Source organism: Hymenobacter translucens (genome assembly GCF_020685205.1).
GTDB lineage: Bacteria > Bacteroidota > Bacteroidia > Cytophagales > Hymenobacteraceae > Hymenobacter > Hymenobacter translucens.
Genome location: NZ_JAJERB010000002.1, coordinates 649,222 through 663,602, shown reverse-complemented (window position 1 = coordinate 663,602; position 14,381 = coordinate 649,222). Strand labels below are relative to the sequence as shown.

The 14,381-nt window shown below is 62.7% G+C and carries 12 protein-coding genes and 1 tRNA gene; 6 read left to right on the top strand and 7 right to left on the bottom strand.

Features of this window, described 5'->3' with window-relative positions; all coding sequences use genetic code 11:
• Positions 1 to 96: 96 nt before the first annotated feature.
• Positions 97 to 1,659 (bottom strand): ArnT family glycosyltransferase, encoded by a 1,563-nt coding sequence (locus tag LJY25_RS06490; RefSeq protein ID WP_227607452.1) that lies wholly within the window; start codon positions 1,657 to 1,659, stop codon positions 97 to 99.
• A gap of 262 nt (positions 1,660 to 1,921) precedes the next feature.
• Between LJY25_RS06490 and LJY25_RS06485 the strand changes: the two genes are divergently transcribed.
• Positions 1,922 to 4,558: a DUF5686 and carboxypeptidase regulatory-like domain-containing protein gene (locus LJY25_RS06485; protein ID WP_227607450.1), complete on the top strand. Its 2,637-nt coding sequence runs from the start codon at positions 1,922 to 1,924 to the stop codon at positions 4,556 to 4,558.
• 178 nt (positions 4,559 to 4,736) lie between these two features.
• Positions 4,737 to 6,062: a dicarboxylate/amino acid:cation symporter gene (locus LJY25_RS06480; protein WP_227607448.1), complete on the top strand. Its 1,326-nt coding sequence runs from the start codon at positions 4,737 to 4,739 to the stop codon at positions 6,060 to 6,062.
• Positions 6,063 to 6,137: 75 nt separating this feature from the next.
• On the opposite strand, the gene LJY25_RS06475 is transcribed toward LJY25_RS06480, so the two are convergent.
• The 3 genes from LJY25_RS06475 to LJY25_RS06465 all read right to left on the bottom strand — a co-directional run bounded on the left by LJY25_RS06475 (position 6,138) and on the right by LJY25_RS06465 (position 7,773).
• The gene (locus LJY25_RS06475; protein ID WP_227607447.1) at positions 6,138 to 6,434 is read right to left on the bottom strand and encodes a DUF4834 family protein; all 297 of its coding nucleotides are present in this window, start codon (positions 6,432 to 6,434) and stop codon (positions 6,138 to 6,140) included.
• Positions 6,435 to 6,449: 15 nt separating this feature from the next.
• Positions 6,450 to 7,217: an FkbM family methyltransferase gene (locus LJY25_RS06470; RefSeq protein ID WP_227607446.1), complete on the bottom strand. Its 768-nt coding sequence runs from the start codon at positions 7,215 to 7,217 to the stop codon at positions 6,450 to 6,452.
• A gap of 82 nt (positions 7,218 to 7,299) precedes the next feature.
• On the bottom strand, positions 7,300 to 7,773 hold the full coding sequence (locus LJY25_RS06465) for a hypothetical protein (protein WP_227607445.1): 474 nt from the start codon (positions 7,771 to 7,773) through the stop codon (positions 7,300 to 7,302).
• Between the two features lie 165 nt (positions 7,774 to 7,938).
• Between LJY25_RS06465 and LJY25_RS06460 the strand changes: the two genes are divergently transcribed.
• Together LJY25_RS06460 and LJY25_RS06455 are read left to right on the top strand one after the other, a co-directional pair.
• Positions 7,939 to 8,011: transfer RNA gene (locus LJY25_RS06460), tRNA-Thr, on the top strand.
• A 214-nt stretch (positions 8,012 to 8,225) separates the two neighbouring features.
• Complete coding sequence (locus tag LJY25_RS06455; protein WP_227607444.1) at positions 8,226 to 10,577, top strand: RCC1 domain-containing protein; 2,352 nt, start codon at positions 8,226 to 8,228, stop codon at positions 10,575 to 10,577.
• A gap of 146 nt (positions 10,578 to 10,723) precedes the next feature.
• Here LJY25_RS06455 and LJY25_RS06450 read toward each other — a convergent pair whose 3' ends face one another.
• Both LJY25_RS06450 and LJY25_RS06445 read right to left on the bottom strand, forming a co-directional pair.
• Positions 10,724 to 11,428, bottom strand: coding sequence for a hypothetical protein (locus LJY25_RS06450; RefSeq protein ID WP_227607443.1), 705 nt, complete (start codon positions 11,426 to 11,428; stop codon positions 10,724 to 10,726).
• Positions 11,429 to 11,717: 289 nt separating this feature from the next.
• Positions 11,718 to 12,080, bottom strand: coding sequence for a hypothetical protein (locus LJY25_RS06445; protein ID WP_227607442.1), 363 nt, complete (start codon positions 12,078 to 12,080; stop codon positions 11,718 to 11,720).
• Positions 12,081 to 12,396: 316 nt separating this feature from the next.
• Between LJY25_RS06445 and LJY25_RS06440 the strand changes: the two genes are divergently transcribed.
• Together LJY25_RS06440 and LJY25_RS06435 are read left to right on the top strand one after the other, a co-directional pair.
• Positions 12,397 to 13,005, top strand: coding sequence for a C40 family peptidase (locus LJY25_RS06440; RefSeq protein WP_227607441.1), 609 nt, complete (start codon positions 12,397 to 12,399; stop codon positions 13,003 to 13,005).
• A gap of 172 nt (positions 13,006 to 13,177) precedes the next feature.
• Entirely contained in the window at positions 13,178 to 13,969 is a 792-nt protein-coding gene (locus LJY25_RS06435; protein WP_227607440.1) for a YkvA family protein, read from the top strand.
• A gap of 70 nt (positions 13,970 to 14,039) precedes the next feature.
• Here the strand turns inward: LJY25_RS06435 and LJY25_RS06430 are convergent, their stop codons facing one another.
• Positions 14,040 to 14,309, bottom strand: a complete 270-nt coding sequence (locus tag LJY25_RS06430) for an acyl carrier protein (RefSeq protein WP_227607439.1) — start codon at positions 14,307 to 14,309, stop codon at positions 14,040 to 14,042.
• Between the last annotated feature and the right edge of the window lie 72 nt (positions 14,310 to 14,381).

Genomic DNA, 14,381 nt, shown 5'->3' with positions numbered 1-14,381 from the left:
AAAGTAAAGGGTTGCTAACCCTTCTTTACAGTTTATGGATATCTATCAAAATGTAAATTAAACAGGAGCGTATGCAAGCAGCTGGACCGGGTGGGGCTATTTGCGGGAAGCCAGCCGCACGGCCCACCAGGGCGCATCCAGCCCGCTCAGCGGAGTCACGTGGAAAGTCCTGGTTAAAGCAGTGTAGTGCGGGGCCGAACAGCCCACGACCAGGGTACCCGGATTCAGCAAATGTATGGAATCGGGGGCCCCGCTGCGCACTAAAATTTCCAGGCCCGGGCGCGGCGGCAGCGCCAGCAGGTAAAAGTCCAGCACCGAGTTGAACCCGTCGCGCAGCAGCACGACCCGCGACGCCGGCCACGCGATGGCACGCAGGCGGGTCAACCCGTCGCGCATTACAATTCCGGCAGCGTCGGGCTTGGGCGGGGCCAGCAGCTCCCGGCGCCAGAGCATGACGGTCTGCGCACTCAGCAACAGGGCAACTACCGCTGCTCCGCCAAGCTGCACCCAACGCTGCCGCGGCAGCCGGCTCCCGACGTCCGTTAACCGTAAAGCAAGGGCCAGGGCCAGCAGCGGGAAAACGGGTGCGCTATACCAGAACAGGCGGGTGCCCGCGGCGGAAAGCACGACCAGCATGCCGGCCACGTACCACCACGCAAACCGCTCGGCCTTTCCCATCCGGCGCCCCAGCCATAGTCCCGCGCCAATCAAAGCCAGTCCCGTCGGAGCCCAAAGCGACAGGTCGATGGTGAACAGGTTCTGCAGGTATACCCACCACGGATTACCGGTTTCTGATACATCCTGCGTGGCCCGGCCCGCCCAGTCATTAAACCAGGTGGCCCCCAGGTAGCCCGGGGCAGCCCGCTCCCGCACCGCATAGAATACCAGCAGCGGCACCAGAGCCAGCCCCAGCGCCAGCCACAACCGGGCGTCGCGCAGTACCGGACGATACGCACGGTGGGCCAGCACATACAGCCCCAGTGCCGGCAGGGGCAGCAGGGCCGCCGAGCATTTGGTGAGCAGCGCCAGGGCCAGCCCTGCCCCGGCCAACCCCAGGCACAGCGTCCGGCGGGTCTGCAGATACGTCCAGAAGCTCAGGGCGCCGACGGTCATAAACAGTACAAGCGGGGCGTCGAAGTCGCCGGTGCGGCTGACGTGCACGCCCAGAAACGCCGGGGTCGTCGCCAGCACCAGGGCTGCCACCACGCCCACGCCCGGCTGCCGCAGTACCCGCCACCCGAATACGTAGAGGACAACGACCGTCAGCCAGCCCGCCCCGGCGGCGGGCAGCCGGATGGCCAGCAGCGGGTTGTCGAAGAGCCACAAACAGAGAGCCTGCAGCCAGGGCACAAGGGGAGGCTTGGTATTCCACACGTCGGGGGCAGCAATGCCGCGGCGCACCAGGCCCGGGCCGGTTGCCGCGCCCGGCGCCGGGGGCTGCCAGGCGGCAATGATGCGGGCCGGCGGGTCGTCGGTGCCGGGGTCGGCCCGCAGAATCAGCCAGTCGCCGGTGTGGGCCACCCAGAGGGCGTTGACGCCGAGCCGGGCCTCATCCCAGAGGTGCAGGGGCGCCTCGCCCAGCCGAAACCAGAACAGCACGCTGGCCAGCAGCAGCAGCAGCGGGGCCAGGCGGGGAAGCAGGTGGGCGGAGCGAAGCATACGGAGCAGACCGGGCAGAGGGCCTCAAAGATACCAGCCAGCCCCACTCTCCGCCTGTGCCGTGAAACTGCTGATTTCGGTCCGCGCTGCTCTCCCAAAGCCCCCGCTCCTGTGCCGGACTCCAACTGTCGGCGCCAAGCGGCATCTTTACCGGTTGTTTACTGCGCACCGCACTGGTTATTATTCAGCAGCCGGCTTTTTCCGGCCAACTGTTGGGTCGTATCTTTCATCTATGCCCCAAACTCCGGCTAATTCCTGTTTCATGCCCCGTCTCCCCTTGCTCGTCTGCCTGCTGCTCATCTCCCTGACCAGCCGGGCCGGCATCGTGCGGGGGCGCATTCTCGACCCGAACTCCCAGCCCCTGCAGTTTGCCAACGTGGCCGTGCGCACCACCACCATCAGCACGGCCTCCAACGAGCAGGGCACCTATGAGCTGCGCCTGCCCCGGGGCCGCTACGAGCTGGTATTTCAGTACGTGGGCTTCAAGGCCCGGACCGAGACGGTGCTGGTAGCCGGGGGCGACACGCTGCTGGCGCTGAACGTGACGCTGCAGCCCGAAAACTACCGCCTGGGCGAAGTAGTGGTGCGGGGCTCGGACCGTGATCCGGCCTACGACATCATTCAGCAGGCCCAGCAGTGGCGGCGCTACCACCAGCGTGAGGTGGCCTCCTACAAAACCCGCAGCTACATGAAAAGCCTGGCCCGGCTCACCGACGTCCCCGGCAAGATCATGGGAATGTTCAAGGTGGGCCCGGATCTGAAAAAAGGCATTATCTACCTGTCGGAGTCCGTGTCGGAGCTGTCGTTTCGCCAGCCCAACGTGGTGCAGGAGCGTATGATTTCGTCGCGGGTGAGCGGGGATGCCCGGGCTACCAGCTTTAACAGGGCGGGCTCCACCGGCCGCATCAACTTCTACAGCAACATCATCAAGGTGGGTTCCGAGCGGGGATTCGTGTCGCCCATTGCCGCCAACGCCATGCTCTACTACAAGTATGAGCTCGAAGGCAGCACCCGGCAGGGCGACCTGTTGATTCATAAGATCCGGGTGACGCCCCGGCGCCGCACCGACCCGGTTTTCACGGGCCACGTTTACATCGTGGACGGGCAGTGGCGCCTGCACTCGGTGGCTCTGGGCCTCAACCAGGACTCCCAGCTCGACTATGTGGACGATATCCGGGTAGAGCAGTTCTTCGGACCGGCCCCCGGTGCCCCCGACGTGTGGGTGCTCCAGACCCAGAAAATGACGGTCGGCTTCACTGCCTTCGGTTTCAAGGGCAACGGCTACATCAACACCTTCTTCTCGAACTACACCCAGGTGCGGCCCACGTTTGCCAGCCGCCCGGCCCCCACCCAGCCGGTCCCCGCGCCGGCCGCCGGCCCCGAGCCGGCCGACGTGCCGGTCCCGGTTCAGCGGCCGACGGCGGCCGAAATCCGCAAGCAGAAGCCGGCTTTGCGCAACCTGCGCCAGCAGATGCGCAAAGCCGTGCAGCGCAGCACCCGTGACTCGCTTACCGGGGAGCCGCTGGAGCGTCTGCCCCGCGGGGAGGTGATGCGCGTGGAGGCCGGCGTCAACGAGAAAGACTCGGCTTACTGGGCAACCGTGCGCCCCATTCCGCTGACCGACGAAGAGCAGAAGGACTACGTGCTCAAGGACAGCACCGAGTCGATTCGCAACTCCAAGCCCTACCAGGACTCCCTGGACCGGGTCCGGAACAAGCCCGAGATGATGGGCTTTCTGCTCACGGGCTACTTCTACCGCAACACCTACCGCAAGCAGAGCCTGTACGTGGCGCCGGTCTTCAACATTCTGCTTTACAGCACCGTCGAAGGCACCATCGTGCACCCGCAGCTTACCTACACGAAGCGCTACGAGGACCGCCGCTACTACGAAATCACGCCTTCGATGCGCTACGGCTTTGCCAACAAGCTGCTGAGCCCGAGCGTGGCCGTCACCTGGCAGCACAACCGGGTAAAGGTGGCCCGGCTAAGCCTGCTGGGCGGGCGCACCATCGAGAACTTCGACCCCAACTCCACCATCACGCCCCTGATCAACTCCTACTACACGCTGTTTCAGAACCTGAACTACGCCAAGTACTACCGGCGCGACGGCGGACAGATCGGCTACGAATCGGAAATAGCCAATGGCCTGACCCTGGCCGGCACCGTGAGCTACTTTGCCCGCTATGAGCTGCAGAACACCACGACCAAGCTGATTACCGACGTGGAAGGCGTGGGCTTTACGTCTAACCGGCCCGCCAGTGAGGAGCTGCCCGACCCTTCGTTCGGGCGCAGCAACGCCCTTACCGCCGAGCTGACGGCCAGCTACCGGCCCGGACAGCGCTACATCAGCCGCCCCACCGGCAAAATCAACCTGGGCAGCAAGTATCCCACGTTCCGGCTTACCTACCGGCAGGGCCTGGGCGTGCTGGGCTCCGATGTGCGCTACACCCTGCTCGAAGCCGGCGTGCAGCAGTCGATCAGCATGGGCCTGGTGGGCACGAGCACCTACAACGTTTCCGTGGGCGGGTTTCCCGGGAGCCCCCGCCTGGCGTTCATGGATTACCGCCACTTCTCGGGCAGCCGCACCACGCCCACCGGCGACTTCTCGCAGTTTCAGCTGCTTGACTATTACCGCTTCAGCACCCGCAGCAACTACCTCGAAGCCCGCTACAACCACCATTTCAACGGGTTTTTCCTGAACAATATCCCGCTGCTGCGGCGGCTGAAGTGGCAGGAAGTGGGCTCGGTAAATTACCTGCATACCAAACAGGCCGGGCACTACGTGGAGCTGGGCGTAGGCATAGAGCACGTCTTCAAGCTGATGCGCGTCGATTTCTACACGGCCCTGCAGCAGGGCAACAAGCTCAGCGCCGGCTTCCGCTACGGCATCGGGTTCTAAGCATCCGGGTGTAATTCTCCGCAGGGTTTTCCGTATACCAGCCCGCGCGTCCGTGGTTTTGTCCGGCGGGGCTGCCTCCGCGGCCTGGCCTGGGCCAGGCGTGCTAACCGGGCCTGATGACTGTCCACTACTCCAACTAAGCCGGGCGCCGGCCAACCGCCTGCCCACGGCTTCTGCTATGAAGAAACTAACCTCTAACCTCACTTTTCAGGTTCTGACTGCCATCGGGCTGGGCGTGCTGGTCGGGGCGCTGTTCCCGGCTTTCGGGGCGGCCCTCAAGCCGGTGGGCGACACGTTCATCAACCTGATCAAAATGCTTATTGCCCCGATCATCTTCCTGACGGTAGTGCTGGGCATCGGCGGCATGGGCGACCTGAAAAAGGTGGGCCGTGTAGGCGGCAAAGCCCTGCTCTACTTTGAAATCGTGACCACGCTGGCTTTGCTTATCGGCATCACGGCGGCGAACCTGACCAGGCCCGGCACCGGCATCGAGGCCCGGGCTTCGGTAGCTACGCAAACGGCTGCTCAGGCTGCGGAAGCCTCAAGGTATACCGCGGCCGCAACGGAAGGGGGAATGAACTGGGTTGACTTCATCACGCATATCGTGCCCCACAGCGTGGTGGGGGCCTTCGCGGAAGGCGAGGTGCTGCAGGTGCTGCTGTTTGCGGTGCTGTTTGGGCTGGCGCTGAGCCGCATTCCAGCTTCCTACAGCCGCCCCCTGGTAGCCACGTTCGACCGCCTTTCCCACGTCATGTTCGGGGTGCTGGCTTTGGTGATGAAGCTGGCCCCCATCGGAGCCTTCGCGGGCATGGCCTACACCATTGGCAAGTACGGCCTGGCTACGCTGCTGCCCCTGGGCAAGCTGATGCTGGTGGTGTACCTGACCATGTTCCTGTTCATCTTCGGCGTGCTGGGCGGCATCATGCGGTACTACGGGCTGAGTTTGTGGCGCTTTCTGGGCTTTATCCGGGAAGAGCTCCTGCTGGTGCTGGGCACGTCCTCGTCCGAGTCGGCGCTGCCGCGGATGATTGACAAGCTGGAGCGCTACGGCTGCTCCCGCTCGGTGGCTGGCCTGGTGATTCCCACCGGCTACTCCTTTAACCTCGACGGCACATCCATCTACCTGTCCATTGCCGCCATCTTCCTGGCCCAGGCGTTTAACATCGAGCTTTCCCTAACCCAGCAGCTGACGTTAGTGGGCATTCTGATGCTGACCAGCAAAGGCGCGGCCGGCGTCACGGGCTCCGGCTTTATCGTCCTGGCTTCCACGCTGGCTGCTACCCGGATCATCCCGGTGGAGGGCGTCGCGCTGCTGCTGGGCGTCGACCGGTTTATGTCGGAGGCCCGGGCCATTACCAACGTTATCGGCAATGGCGTGGCCACGCTGGTCGTCGCCAAAAGTGAAGGAGAGTTTGACGAAGCCCAGCACCAACGGGCGCTGCTGGGCCTGGACCTGCCGCCCGAGCTGGCCGGCCCGGTGGCGGTGGATGAATCTGGCCGCTAGCTCCGGGCCTTATTTTTACCGGCATAAAAAAAGCCTCCCAGATGCTTCGGGGAGGCTTTCGCATAGTTTGGATGCTTATTTGATTTCCTCGAAGTCGACATAGTCACCGCCCCGGAACTCCTTTTTGCCCGTAGGCTTCTGCTTGGGCGGCACATACTCGACCCGGAGCTCCCCGGCCGAGCCGGACGAAGGACCGGGGGGCGGCCCCTGGGCAGGACGGGCGAAGGGCCCCTGGCTTTGCCCGCCGAATGGCACGCCGTAGCGCCGGGCCTGCTTTTTCAGGAACATGCCCACGAGAAAGCGCAGCACCACCGGCAGCACGAAGCGCACCAGCAGGGAAATAATGAGCAGAGTGAGCAGGAACTTGGGCATTGGCAGGTGAGGAAACTACCGCGCCGGGGCGGCGTCGGCAAGTTGAAAGTAAAAGTCGGCGGTGGCCGCAGCCTCCAGCTGGGCCGGAGGGCACGGTACGAGCTCAGAACGCGCCGACAACACAAATGGTTTGTAGCCGAGGCCAGCCAGCAAATCAACCACCGCGCGGCGGTTTTCCACCCCGTTCAGCTCGGTCTGAATCAGGGGGCGGCACCGGCGCAGGGTAGTCTGCATGTGGCGGAATACCTCGTACTCAAAGCCCTCCACGTCGCACTTCACGAAGTCAAGGCGGGGCTCGTCGGCCAGCAGCTCGTCGGGCACGCGCATGGGCACGTCGTAGGTGTGGGCGTAGGTTTCGGCGGGGTTGCTGGCCGCCACTTTGGTCATGCCGTGGTGGAGCAGTCCGTCGCGCTCCGGGGTACCCATCTGCACCGAGCCGTTTCCCCCGCCCAGGGCGTAGGGCAGCAGCGTCAGGTTAGCGTGGCCGCTAAGCTTGACGTTGTCGCGCCAGATAGCCTGAAACATCGGAATGGGCTCGATGGCCAGCACCTTGCCGGTGGGGCCGGCCAGCCGGGAAAGCGCCACCGAGTAGTAGCCCAGGTTGGCGCCGATGTCGAGGCAGACAAAGCCGGGGCGGATGATTTTTTCGAGGTAGAACAGCTCCGGGTACTTGGCCTTGCCCCAGCCCGCTCCCACCAGGCCCAGGTACACACGGCTGACCAGGCGGATGTAGCGCTCGAAGCCCAGGGTCTGGACCAGCAGTTTGCGAAGCTGTTTCGTCATATCGGGCACAAAGATGCCGGAAAGCCGGGAAATACCCGGGGCCGACCATCTCCGATATATGCCAGTTCTTCAGCGCTCAACTTCACCTTCCCCTTCGGCCCGACGAGCCTGTAGCCCGCAGCAGCCGCGAAACGCCACCGGCCACCAGTCCGCCTACCGTGTACCACGCCACCGTCATGGCCTTGGTCTGGGGCGTGCGGCCGCTGGGTGCCGTACCCAGGCCAAGCGGGCCAGGCAGCAGCACCCCGCCAATACCGGCGGCCAGGCCGAGCCCGGCCCCGCGCAGCAGAGCATTTCTACCGCTGCCGACCAGGCTGTAGTACAGGCCGTTGCTGAGCAGGTCGCCGGCAATAGTCAGGTTAAAGAGCGTGGCGTGGTCGGGCTGGGGCGCCTCGGCTTTTCCCAGCAACTGACGCAGGGCCCGCATGCCGAGCAGATCCATCCGCGGAGCATCGTCGGGGCGGATGTGGCGCACCGTTTCGTGGAGCAGGTTCAGCGCGACAGCGCCGGCCAGGCCGCTGACCAGAGCATGCGTAAACGAGGGTTGATTTTTCATAAGGGCCGCATTAGAACAAGCTAGTTCACTTCCAAACGCTGCCTTTCCGCCGGAGGTTATGGTGGCTAACCCCGATGCCGCCCAAAAAATGTAGCCCGGGCTTGCGCGAATCAAACGCCCCTTCCTATCTTTGCCGTCCCGAACCGCTCCGGCGACCAGGGAATTGCCTCTTTAGCTCAGTTGGTAGAGCAGCTCATTCGTAATGAGCAGGTCGTTGGTTCGAGTCCAATAAGAGGCTCGCTTAAAAAAAGGCCCGAAAGTCCGCAACTGCGGTTTTCGGGCCTTTTTTGCGTTTCGGCCACTTTTCGTTTAGGCCCGATACGGGAGCTTTCAATCCTGTCCGACGGTGCAGCCTGATCCATCCTTGCTCATTTATGCAAATAGTCTAATTCAAAGTTATTATTACCTATTTGCTGGTTTCAGGTATATTTGTGAGTACTGCCTGCTATCCTATGCTCACACTTCGCCGCCTTCCGCTTGCTTTCCTGCTGGCTTTGCTACTTCCGTGTCTCAGCTACGCCCAGAACCGGCGCAGCACTCTGACAGCCAGCCAACAGCACTCCCTCTGCATCTACCCCGACGGCACGCTCTGGGCCTGGGGCGACAACAAGTACGGGCAGCTCGGCAATGGTACTCGAATCAGTGCCACTGCTCCGGTTCAGGTCGGGCCCGGCTTTACCTGGTCCAGCGTAGCCACGGGCAGCAACCACACGGCTGCCATTCGCTCCGACGGCACGCTCTGGACCTGGGGCAGCAATGAGAACGGGCAGCTTGGCACCGGTCTTATCTCCGCCCGCGCCGGCAGCCTGGGCACCAGCCCCATGCAGGTGGGCACCGATGCGGACTGGGCTTCAGTAGCCGCAGGCACGAACCACACCATTGCTATCCGGGCCGACGGCACGCTCTGGGCCTGGGGCGACAACAAGTACGGACAGCTCGGCAACGGTACCAACAACACCTACTACAGCCCGGTGCAGATTGGCACCGGCACCAATTGGGTGAAAGCTGCCGCCGGCACCGGCCATACCCTGGCCATCCGCCAGGACGGCACGCTCTGGACCTGGGGCAACAACGACAGCGGGCAGCTCGGCAACAACACGATGAACAACTACAACAGCCCGGTGCAGGTCGACAAAGGCACGGGCTGGACGGACGTGGTAACCGGCCTCGACCATACCATGGCCCTAAAAGCGGACGGCTCGCTCTGGGGCTGGGGCGACAACCGCAACGGGCAGGTCAGCAATGCGCTGAATGCCAACAGCAACGTGCCGGTTCGCCTGGCCTCTACCATTACCTTCTCCCGCATGGCTACCGGGCAGGGCAACTCCGTTGCCGTGGCTACCGACGGCACGCTTTGGGCCTGGGGCGATAATAAATTCGGACAGCTGCTCAACAACAACACTGCCGACAACTTCACTCCCACCCAAATCGACAAGGGCAGCTGGACCAACATTGCCGTGGGCGCCAGTCACGTACTGGCCCAGCGTGGCGACGGAACCCTGGTAGGCTGGGGCGACAACCGCAACGGGCAGGTGGGCAGCGCCGACCTGATTACGGTATCAGCAGCGGCCCCCCGGGCGGTAGGCACGGGCACGTCCTGGGTGCGGGTAGCCGGTGGGGGCAGCCACACCCTGGCCGTACGCCAGGACGGTACGCTCTGGGCCTGGGGCAACAACGAGTTCGGCCAGCTCGGCGACGGCACGACCCTTCCCAATGCCACGCCCGTGCAGATTGATACCACGACCACCTGGGCGCTGGTGGCCGCCGGCTCCAACCATACCTTGGCCATCAAGCGCGACGGCACGCTCTGGGCCTGGGGCGACAACGGCAGCGGGCAGCTGGGCCTGGGCACGACTACCAAGAATCCGGTTCCAACCCAGGTGGGCACCAGCTCCTTGTGGCGGAGCGTGGCGGCCGGAGCCGGCCACTCCCTGGCTTTGCGAGCTGATGGTACGCTCTGGGGCTGGGGCTCCAACGAATACGGGCAGATCGGCAACGGCAGCGTGACCTCCTACTCCAGCCCGATTCAGATTGATACCATGAAAACCTGGGCCGGCATTGCCGCAGGCGCCGACCATTCCATTGCGGTGCGCTCCAACGGCTCCCTCTGGACCTGGGGCAACAATGAAAGCGGACAGCTCGGCAACAACACCAAAGTCAACAGCACCCGGCCCATCCGGATTGGCGCCGGCTCGGCCTGGACGTCGGTAGCGGCGGGCTCGGCCCACTCCGTGGCGGTGAAGCGCGACGGGACCTTGTGGGCCTGGGGCAACAACGAGAACGGGCAGCTAGGCATCGGCACTACGGCCAACGTTCCCGTGCCCGTACAGATTGGCACGGGCAGTTCCTGGGCGGCGGTAGCGGCGGGCTCGGCCCACTCCGCCGCCCTGCGCACCGACGGTACGCTCTGGGCCTGGGGCGAAGGCAAAGCCGGGCAGCTGGGTAGCCCGCTGGGCACGGCCATTGCCGCCAGCACCATTCCACTCCAGCTTTCCCTGGGCAATAAAGCCTGCGCGACCGTGTCGACGGGTTGGACGCACACCGTAGCCGTACGCACCGATGGCAGCCTCTGGGGCTGGGGCGACAATGAGCATGGGCAGGTAGGCGCGCCGTTTTCCAGCTTTGCGGCTCTCCCTATCAAAAACACGCCGGTACTGGCCAAGGGCCCTGCGGAGCCCGCGCCGAAAGCAGCAGGGGCCACCAAAGCGCCGGCCGTGACGGCGGCCAAGCCCAAACCGGGAGCCAAGCCTCCGCTGAAGCTAAAAGGCAAGCCCAAAGGCAAAGCCAGTGCTTCGGGCTGGTAAGGAAGCCTGCGTTTATGCGGGACAAGCCGCGGGCCATGCGCACGCAGCGGGCTGAACGACTCCGGGGTTTCTGATCTTACTGCCACCACAATAAAAAGAGGCCGGGCGCTGATGCACCCGGCCTCTTTTTGCTTGACTAAGCTGGCTTACAGCGTAGAGCCGTAATCGTCGTTGTTGCCGGCGCTGGACGAGCCGGAGCCGGTGCGGGCCGAGCCGAAGCCCGAATCCTGGCCGGAGTTCCCGGCGCCATACGCCGAACCCGAGGTACCCGAGCCGTAAGACGAGCCGGAATTACCCGAGCCATAGCCCGAGCCCGAGTTGTAGCTGGAGCCGGAACCGTAGTTGGAGTTCGAAGAGCTACCATAGTTAGCATCCGACGAGCCATAGCCCGCGCGGTAGCCCGACTGGGTCCGGTAGTCATTTTTGGAGCGGTAGCCGCTGCCGTACTCCATATCGGAGTCGTTGTTGCGACGCGAGCGTTTGCTGCTGCGCTCCCCCTTAGGGCGGAACGACAGATAGCCCAGGCCCAGTAGGAGGGCGCCGCCTACTACTTTCTGGGTTGTGGTGAGGTTGCCGATCTGCGTGGCAGCCTTCGAACCAAAGTCTTTCAGCGTCTGGGGCAGCTGGCCGGCACCTTCGCGCAGGCTGTCCATATTTACGTTGTTGATCCAGCCCATTGCTCCACCCTGGGAGTTCTGGCTGCGGTCCTGCTGACCTTCCTGGCCTTGCGAGCGGCTCTGGCTGCCCTGGGGCTGCTGGCTGCCGGCCTGGGCCGTGGTCTGGTCGCTGGTATGTTGGTCCTGATTGTGCTCCAGGTTCACATGCTTGGGTTGATTCTGTTTGTTTTCCATGGTAGTAGCGGTTAGGTAAAGAAAGTGGAGCCGGGTCTCGGCACCGGGTAGGCTATTCGTAATTTCCGGGGGCGAGGTTTCGCTTTTACTCCGTTTTTTCCGCTCCGCCCCCACGCTTCTACCCATTGCGTCGGCCAACGGATCAGCTACTTACTGCTCCCGCCCCCGGTTCTTACCTACCATCCGGCAGGGACGGGCTTGCGCCGGCTTATGCTTTTGGTCGGTTAGCCCCCACAGATCCGTCCGCAGGCGTTTGCGTGGCTTTATTCCAAATGTCCAACCCAGGGAGCTACGCCGGCCCCGCGCCCTGATGGCAATCCTCCGGTGCTGGCAGCGGCCGGCCGTTGGCATACAGCCCGGCATCCAGGCGGCCCGCTACCCGGGCTTCCGCTTCGTACCTGTTGTGGTAGTAGCCCACCCGGGCCGATTCCAACAGGTATTTCCAGAGAAAAGAAATGGTGCCGTGTTCCCGGAACTGCCGGATGTGGCACATCTCGTGGGCAACCCAGTACGGGTCGCGCAAAAACTGCTCCCGGGTAGCCCCGCTCAGGTGGATGCTCTGCCCCAGCACCATAGCCACGCTCCGGGTCCGGAGCACGAGCCGGGCGATACGCGCAAAAGGTGAATTCTCAATTATTCGGGGAGCCTCCATAACGACAAAAAAGTGGGGCGGATATACGCCGATTGAAAAGACCGGGTTGCAAGTTATGATTTGATCTTCCGAACAATTAATATGATTTTATAAAGTTTTTTATCCTTTTTTGCCCCCAAAACTTGGACTCCCGATTTTTTATGGCTTAGCTTTAACAATCGGCTGCCCTTATAGGCCAGCGGATTTGCCCTTCAAAACTACGCTTTCAACCTCTCTTTTTCGCCGCGTCAGAACGCCCGAACCTATCGAAGAAAAGAAGTACTACCTGGACCTCCCAGTCAACCCGGAAACCGAATCTGCCACCTCACGACGGACAATGAAAAACAGCATCCTGTATTGCCTCGCCGCTGCCTCGCTCACTCTTTCCTTTTTCTTCGAACACGTTCCCGGTGCCCAACGGCATCAGGCGGCCCCAGTGGCCGCCGAAGCATCTCTCCTCCCCGAGCTTCTTGGTGAAAGCAAGACGGATGCGGTAACAACTCCCTCCTACCGCGATTCGCTGACCTACAAGTACTACTCCCAGACGCTGGGCCTTAAGCTGGCCTACCGCGAAAACCAGGACCTGCTCCGCACCATTACCGACTGGGTAGGCACGCCTTACCGCTACGGCAGCAACACCCGCCGCGGCACCGACTGCTCGGGCTTCGTGACCCGGGTTTTCAAAGAGGTATACGGCATTACGCTGCAGCGCAGCTCCCGCTCCATGTTCCAGAGCGTTAAGCACATTGCCAAATCCGAAATGCAGGCCGGCGACCTGGTTTTCTTCCGTCGCGGCCCCGGCCAGCCCATCTACCACGTTGGCATCTACCTGAGCGATGCTAAGTTTGCCCACTCCGCTACCAACGGGGGTGTCATGGTAAGCTCACTGCGCCAGCCTTACTACCAGCGCAACTTCTACGCCGCCGGCCGCGTGGCCGTCGACTAGCCAGCCCTGACTCCTTTATACAGGATGAAAGCCCCGTTTGCAGAAACGGGGCTTTTTTGTTGTTTCCTGGCCCCGTTAAGGCCCTAAAACAATTTCAAGGAGAAACAGTATAGCGAAAGGCAAACGCTCTGGCGTTTACCTTTCGCTTAGCCACTCACTTCTCTTTTCCACCATGGATACCAAGTCTCCCAAAGGCGAGAATATTGCCAGTTCACCCATCTTTAAGAAGTTCCTTGGTAAAGCCGAGGACTACCTGAACAAGCCCCTGCGGGTAAAGCAATTGCTTAACGACGCCTATCATAAGGCCACCGAGAAAAAAGACCTCGGCTCCATTGCCCACGAGGCCTGGGAAAGCCTGCAGGTGCTGATGCGGCTTATCCGCACCTCGGTGTCGGGCGAGTACACTGGTCTGCCCACGCCCACGATTGTAGCAGCAGTGGCCGTCGTTATCTACTTCCTGAGCCCGATCGACTTCATTCCCGACTTCTTCCCGGTTATTGGCCTGCTCGACGACGTAGCCCTGCTGGCCTGGTTTACCACCTCGCTGAAAGACGAGATGGACAAGTTTGAGGCCTGGGAAAAGTCCCGGCCGGCTACTTCCGGTCCGGCCGTGGACCTGCGCCCTTCCCGGGCCGTTGCCCTTAATACGTCGAGCGACGGCACCACCGGGGCTTCCGGTCCTCAGCCCCAGGGCAATCCGTCCTCCACGCAGGGCGTAGAGTCGACTCAGTCGGGCAAGCTCCACGGCAAAGATGACCTCAAGCCCGCCGAGGGCTCGATTTCCAATACTGATTCCGGGCTGGGCTCTCCCGAAAGCAGCAACCCTAACCCGAGCCGCACCAGCAGCACCGACCCGGCCCCGAACCCCAATCCCGGCCTGCACGCCGACGACACGGCGAAAACCACCGACGGCAGCCGCAGCCACCAGGACAACGTAAACGACAGCGGCGGCAACGTGCGCTAGCCAACCGACGTGCAACAAAAAGGCCCGGAACCAGCTGGTTCCGGGCCTTTTTGTTGGCACTTGTTTCTGCTTAGGCGGCTTTGCTGCCCGGCGTGTGGGAGGCTACATAATTCACAAAGTCGCTGACGGTGCTCAGGGGCACTTCGTCGGGAATGGTGATGTGGAAGCTGCGCTCCAGTTCGAGGATAATATCCACGACATCTACCGTGTCGAACCCCAGCTCACGGTCCAGCTGGCTGGTAACACGCAGGCGGGCCGGTTTGATGGCCTTCCGCTTGCTGATAATGCGCAGCACCTGCTGGGCAATGGACTTGGGGGCGGTAGTCGTTGAAGTAAACATGGGGAACGACGAGAGAAGTGGTAGTAAGAAGAGGTTGGAGGGCGACCCGAGGGGGCAGCAGGACGGTGAATG

What these genes read in the sequence shown, in the direction of transcription:
- LJY25_RS06490 (WP_227607452.1), bottom strand. Translation starts at nt 1,659, where the DNA reads ATGCTTCGCTCCGCCCACCTGCTTCCCCGCCTGGCCCCGCTGCTGCTG.
- LJY25_RS06485 (WP_227607450.1), top strand. Translation starts at nt 1,922, where the DNA reads ATGCCCCGTCTCCCCTTGCTCGTCTGCCTGCTGCTCATCTCCCTGACC.
- LJY25_RS06480 (WP_227607448.1), top strand. Translation starts at nt 4,737, where the DNA reads ATGAAGAAACTAACCTCTAACCTCACTTTTCAGGTTCTGACTGCCATC.
- LJY25_RS06475 (WP_227607447.1), bottom strand. Translation starts at nt 6,434, where the DNA reads ATGCCCAAGTTCCTGCTCACTCTGCTCATTATTTCCCTGCTGGTGCGC.
- LJY25_RS06470 (WP_227607446.1), bottom strand. Translation starts at nt 7,217, where the DNA reads ATGACGAAACAGCTTCGCAAACTGCTGGTCCAGACCCTGGGCTTCGAG.
- LJY25_RS06465 (WP_227607445.1), bottom strand. Translation starts at nt 7,773, where the DNA reads ATGAAAAATCAACCCTCGTTTACGCATGCTCTGGTCAGCGGCCTGGCC.
- LJY25_RS06455 (WP_227607444.1), top strand. Translation starts at nt 8,226, where the DNA reads ATGCTCACACTTCGCCGCCTTCCGCTTGCTTTCCTGCTGGCTTTGCTA.
- LJY25_RS06450 (WP_227607443.1), bottom strand. Translation starts at nt 11,428, where the DNA reads ATGGAAAACAAACAGAATCAACCCAAGCATGTGAACCTGGAGCACAAT.
- LJY25_RS06445 (WP_227607442.1), bottom strand. Translation starts at nt 12,080, where the DNA reads ATGGAGGCTCCCCGAATAATTGAGAATTCACCTTTTGCGCGTATCGCC.
- LJY25_RS06440 (WP_227607441.1), top strand. Translation starts at nt 12,397, where the DNA reads ATGAAAAACAGCATCCTGTATTGCCTCGCCGCTGCCTCGCTCACTCTT.
- LJY25_RS06435 (WP_227607440.1), top strand. Translation starts at nt 13,178, where the DNA reads ATGGATACCAAGTCTCCCAAAGGCGAGAATATTGCCAGTTCACCCATC.
- LJY25_RS06430 (WP_227607439.1), bottom strand. Translation starts at nt 14,309, where the DNA reads ATGTTTACTTCAACGACTACCGCCCCCAAGTCCATTGCCCAGCAGGTG.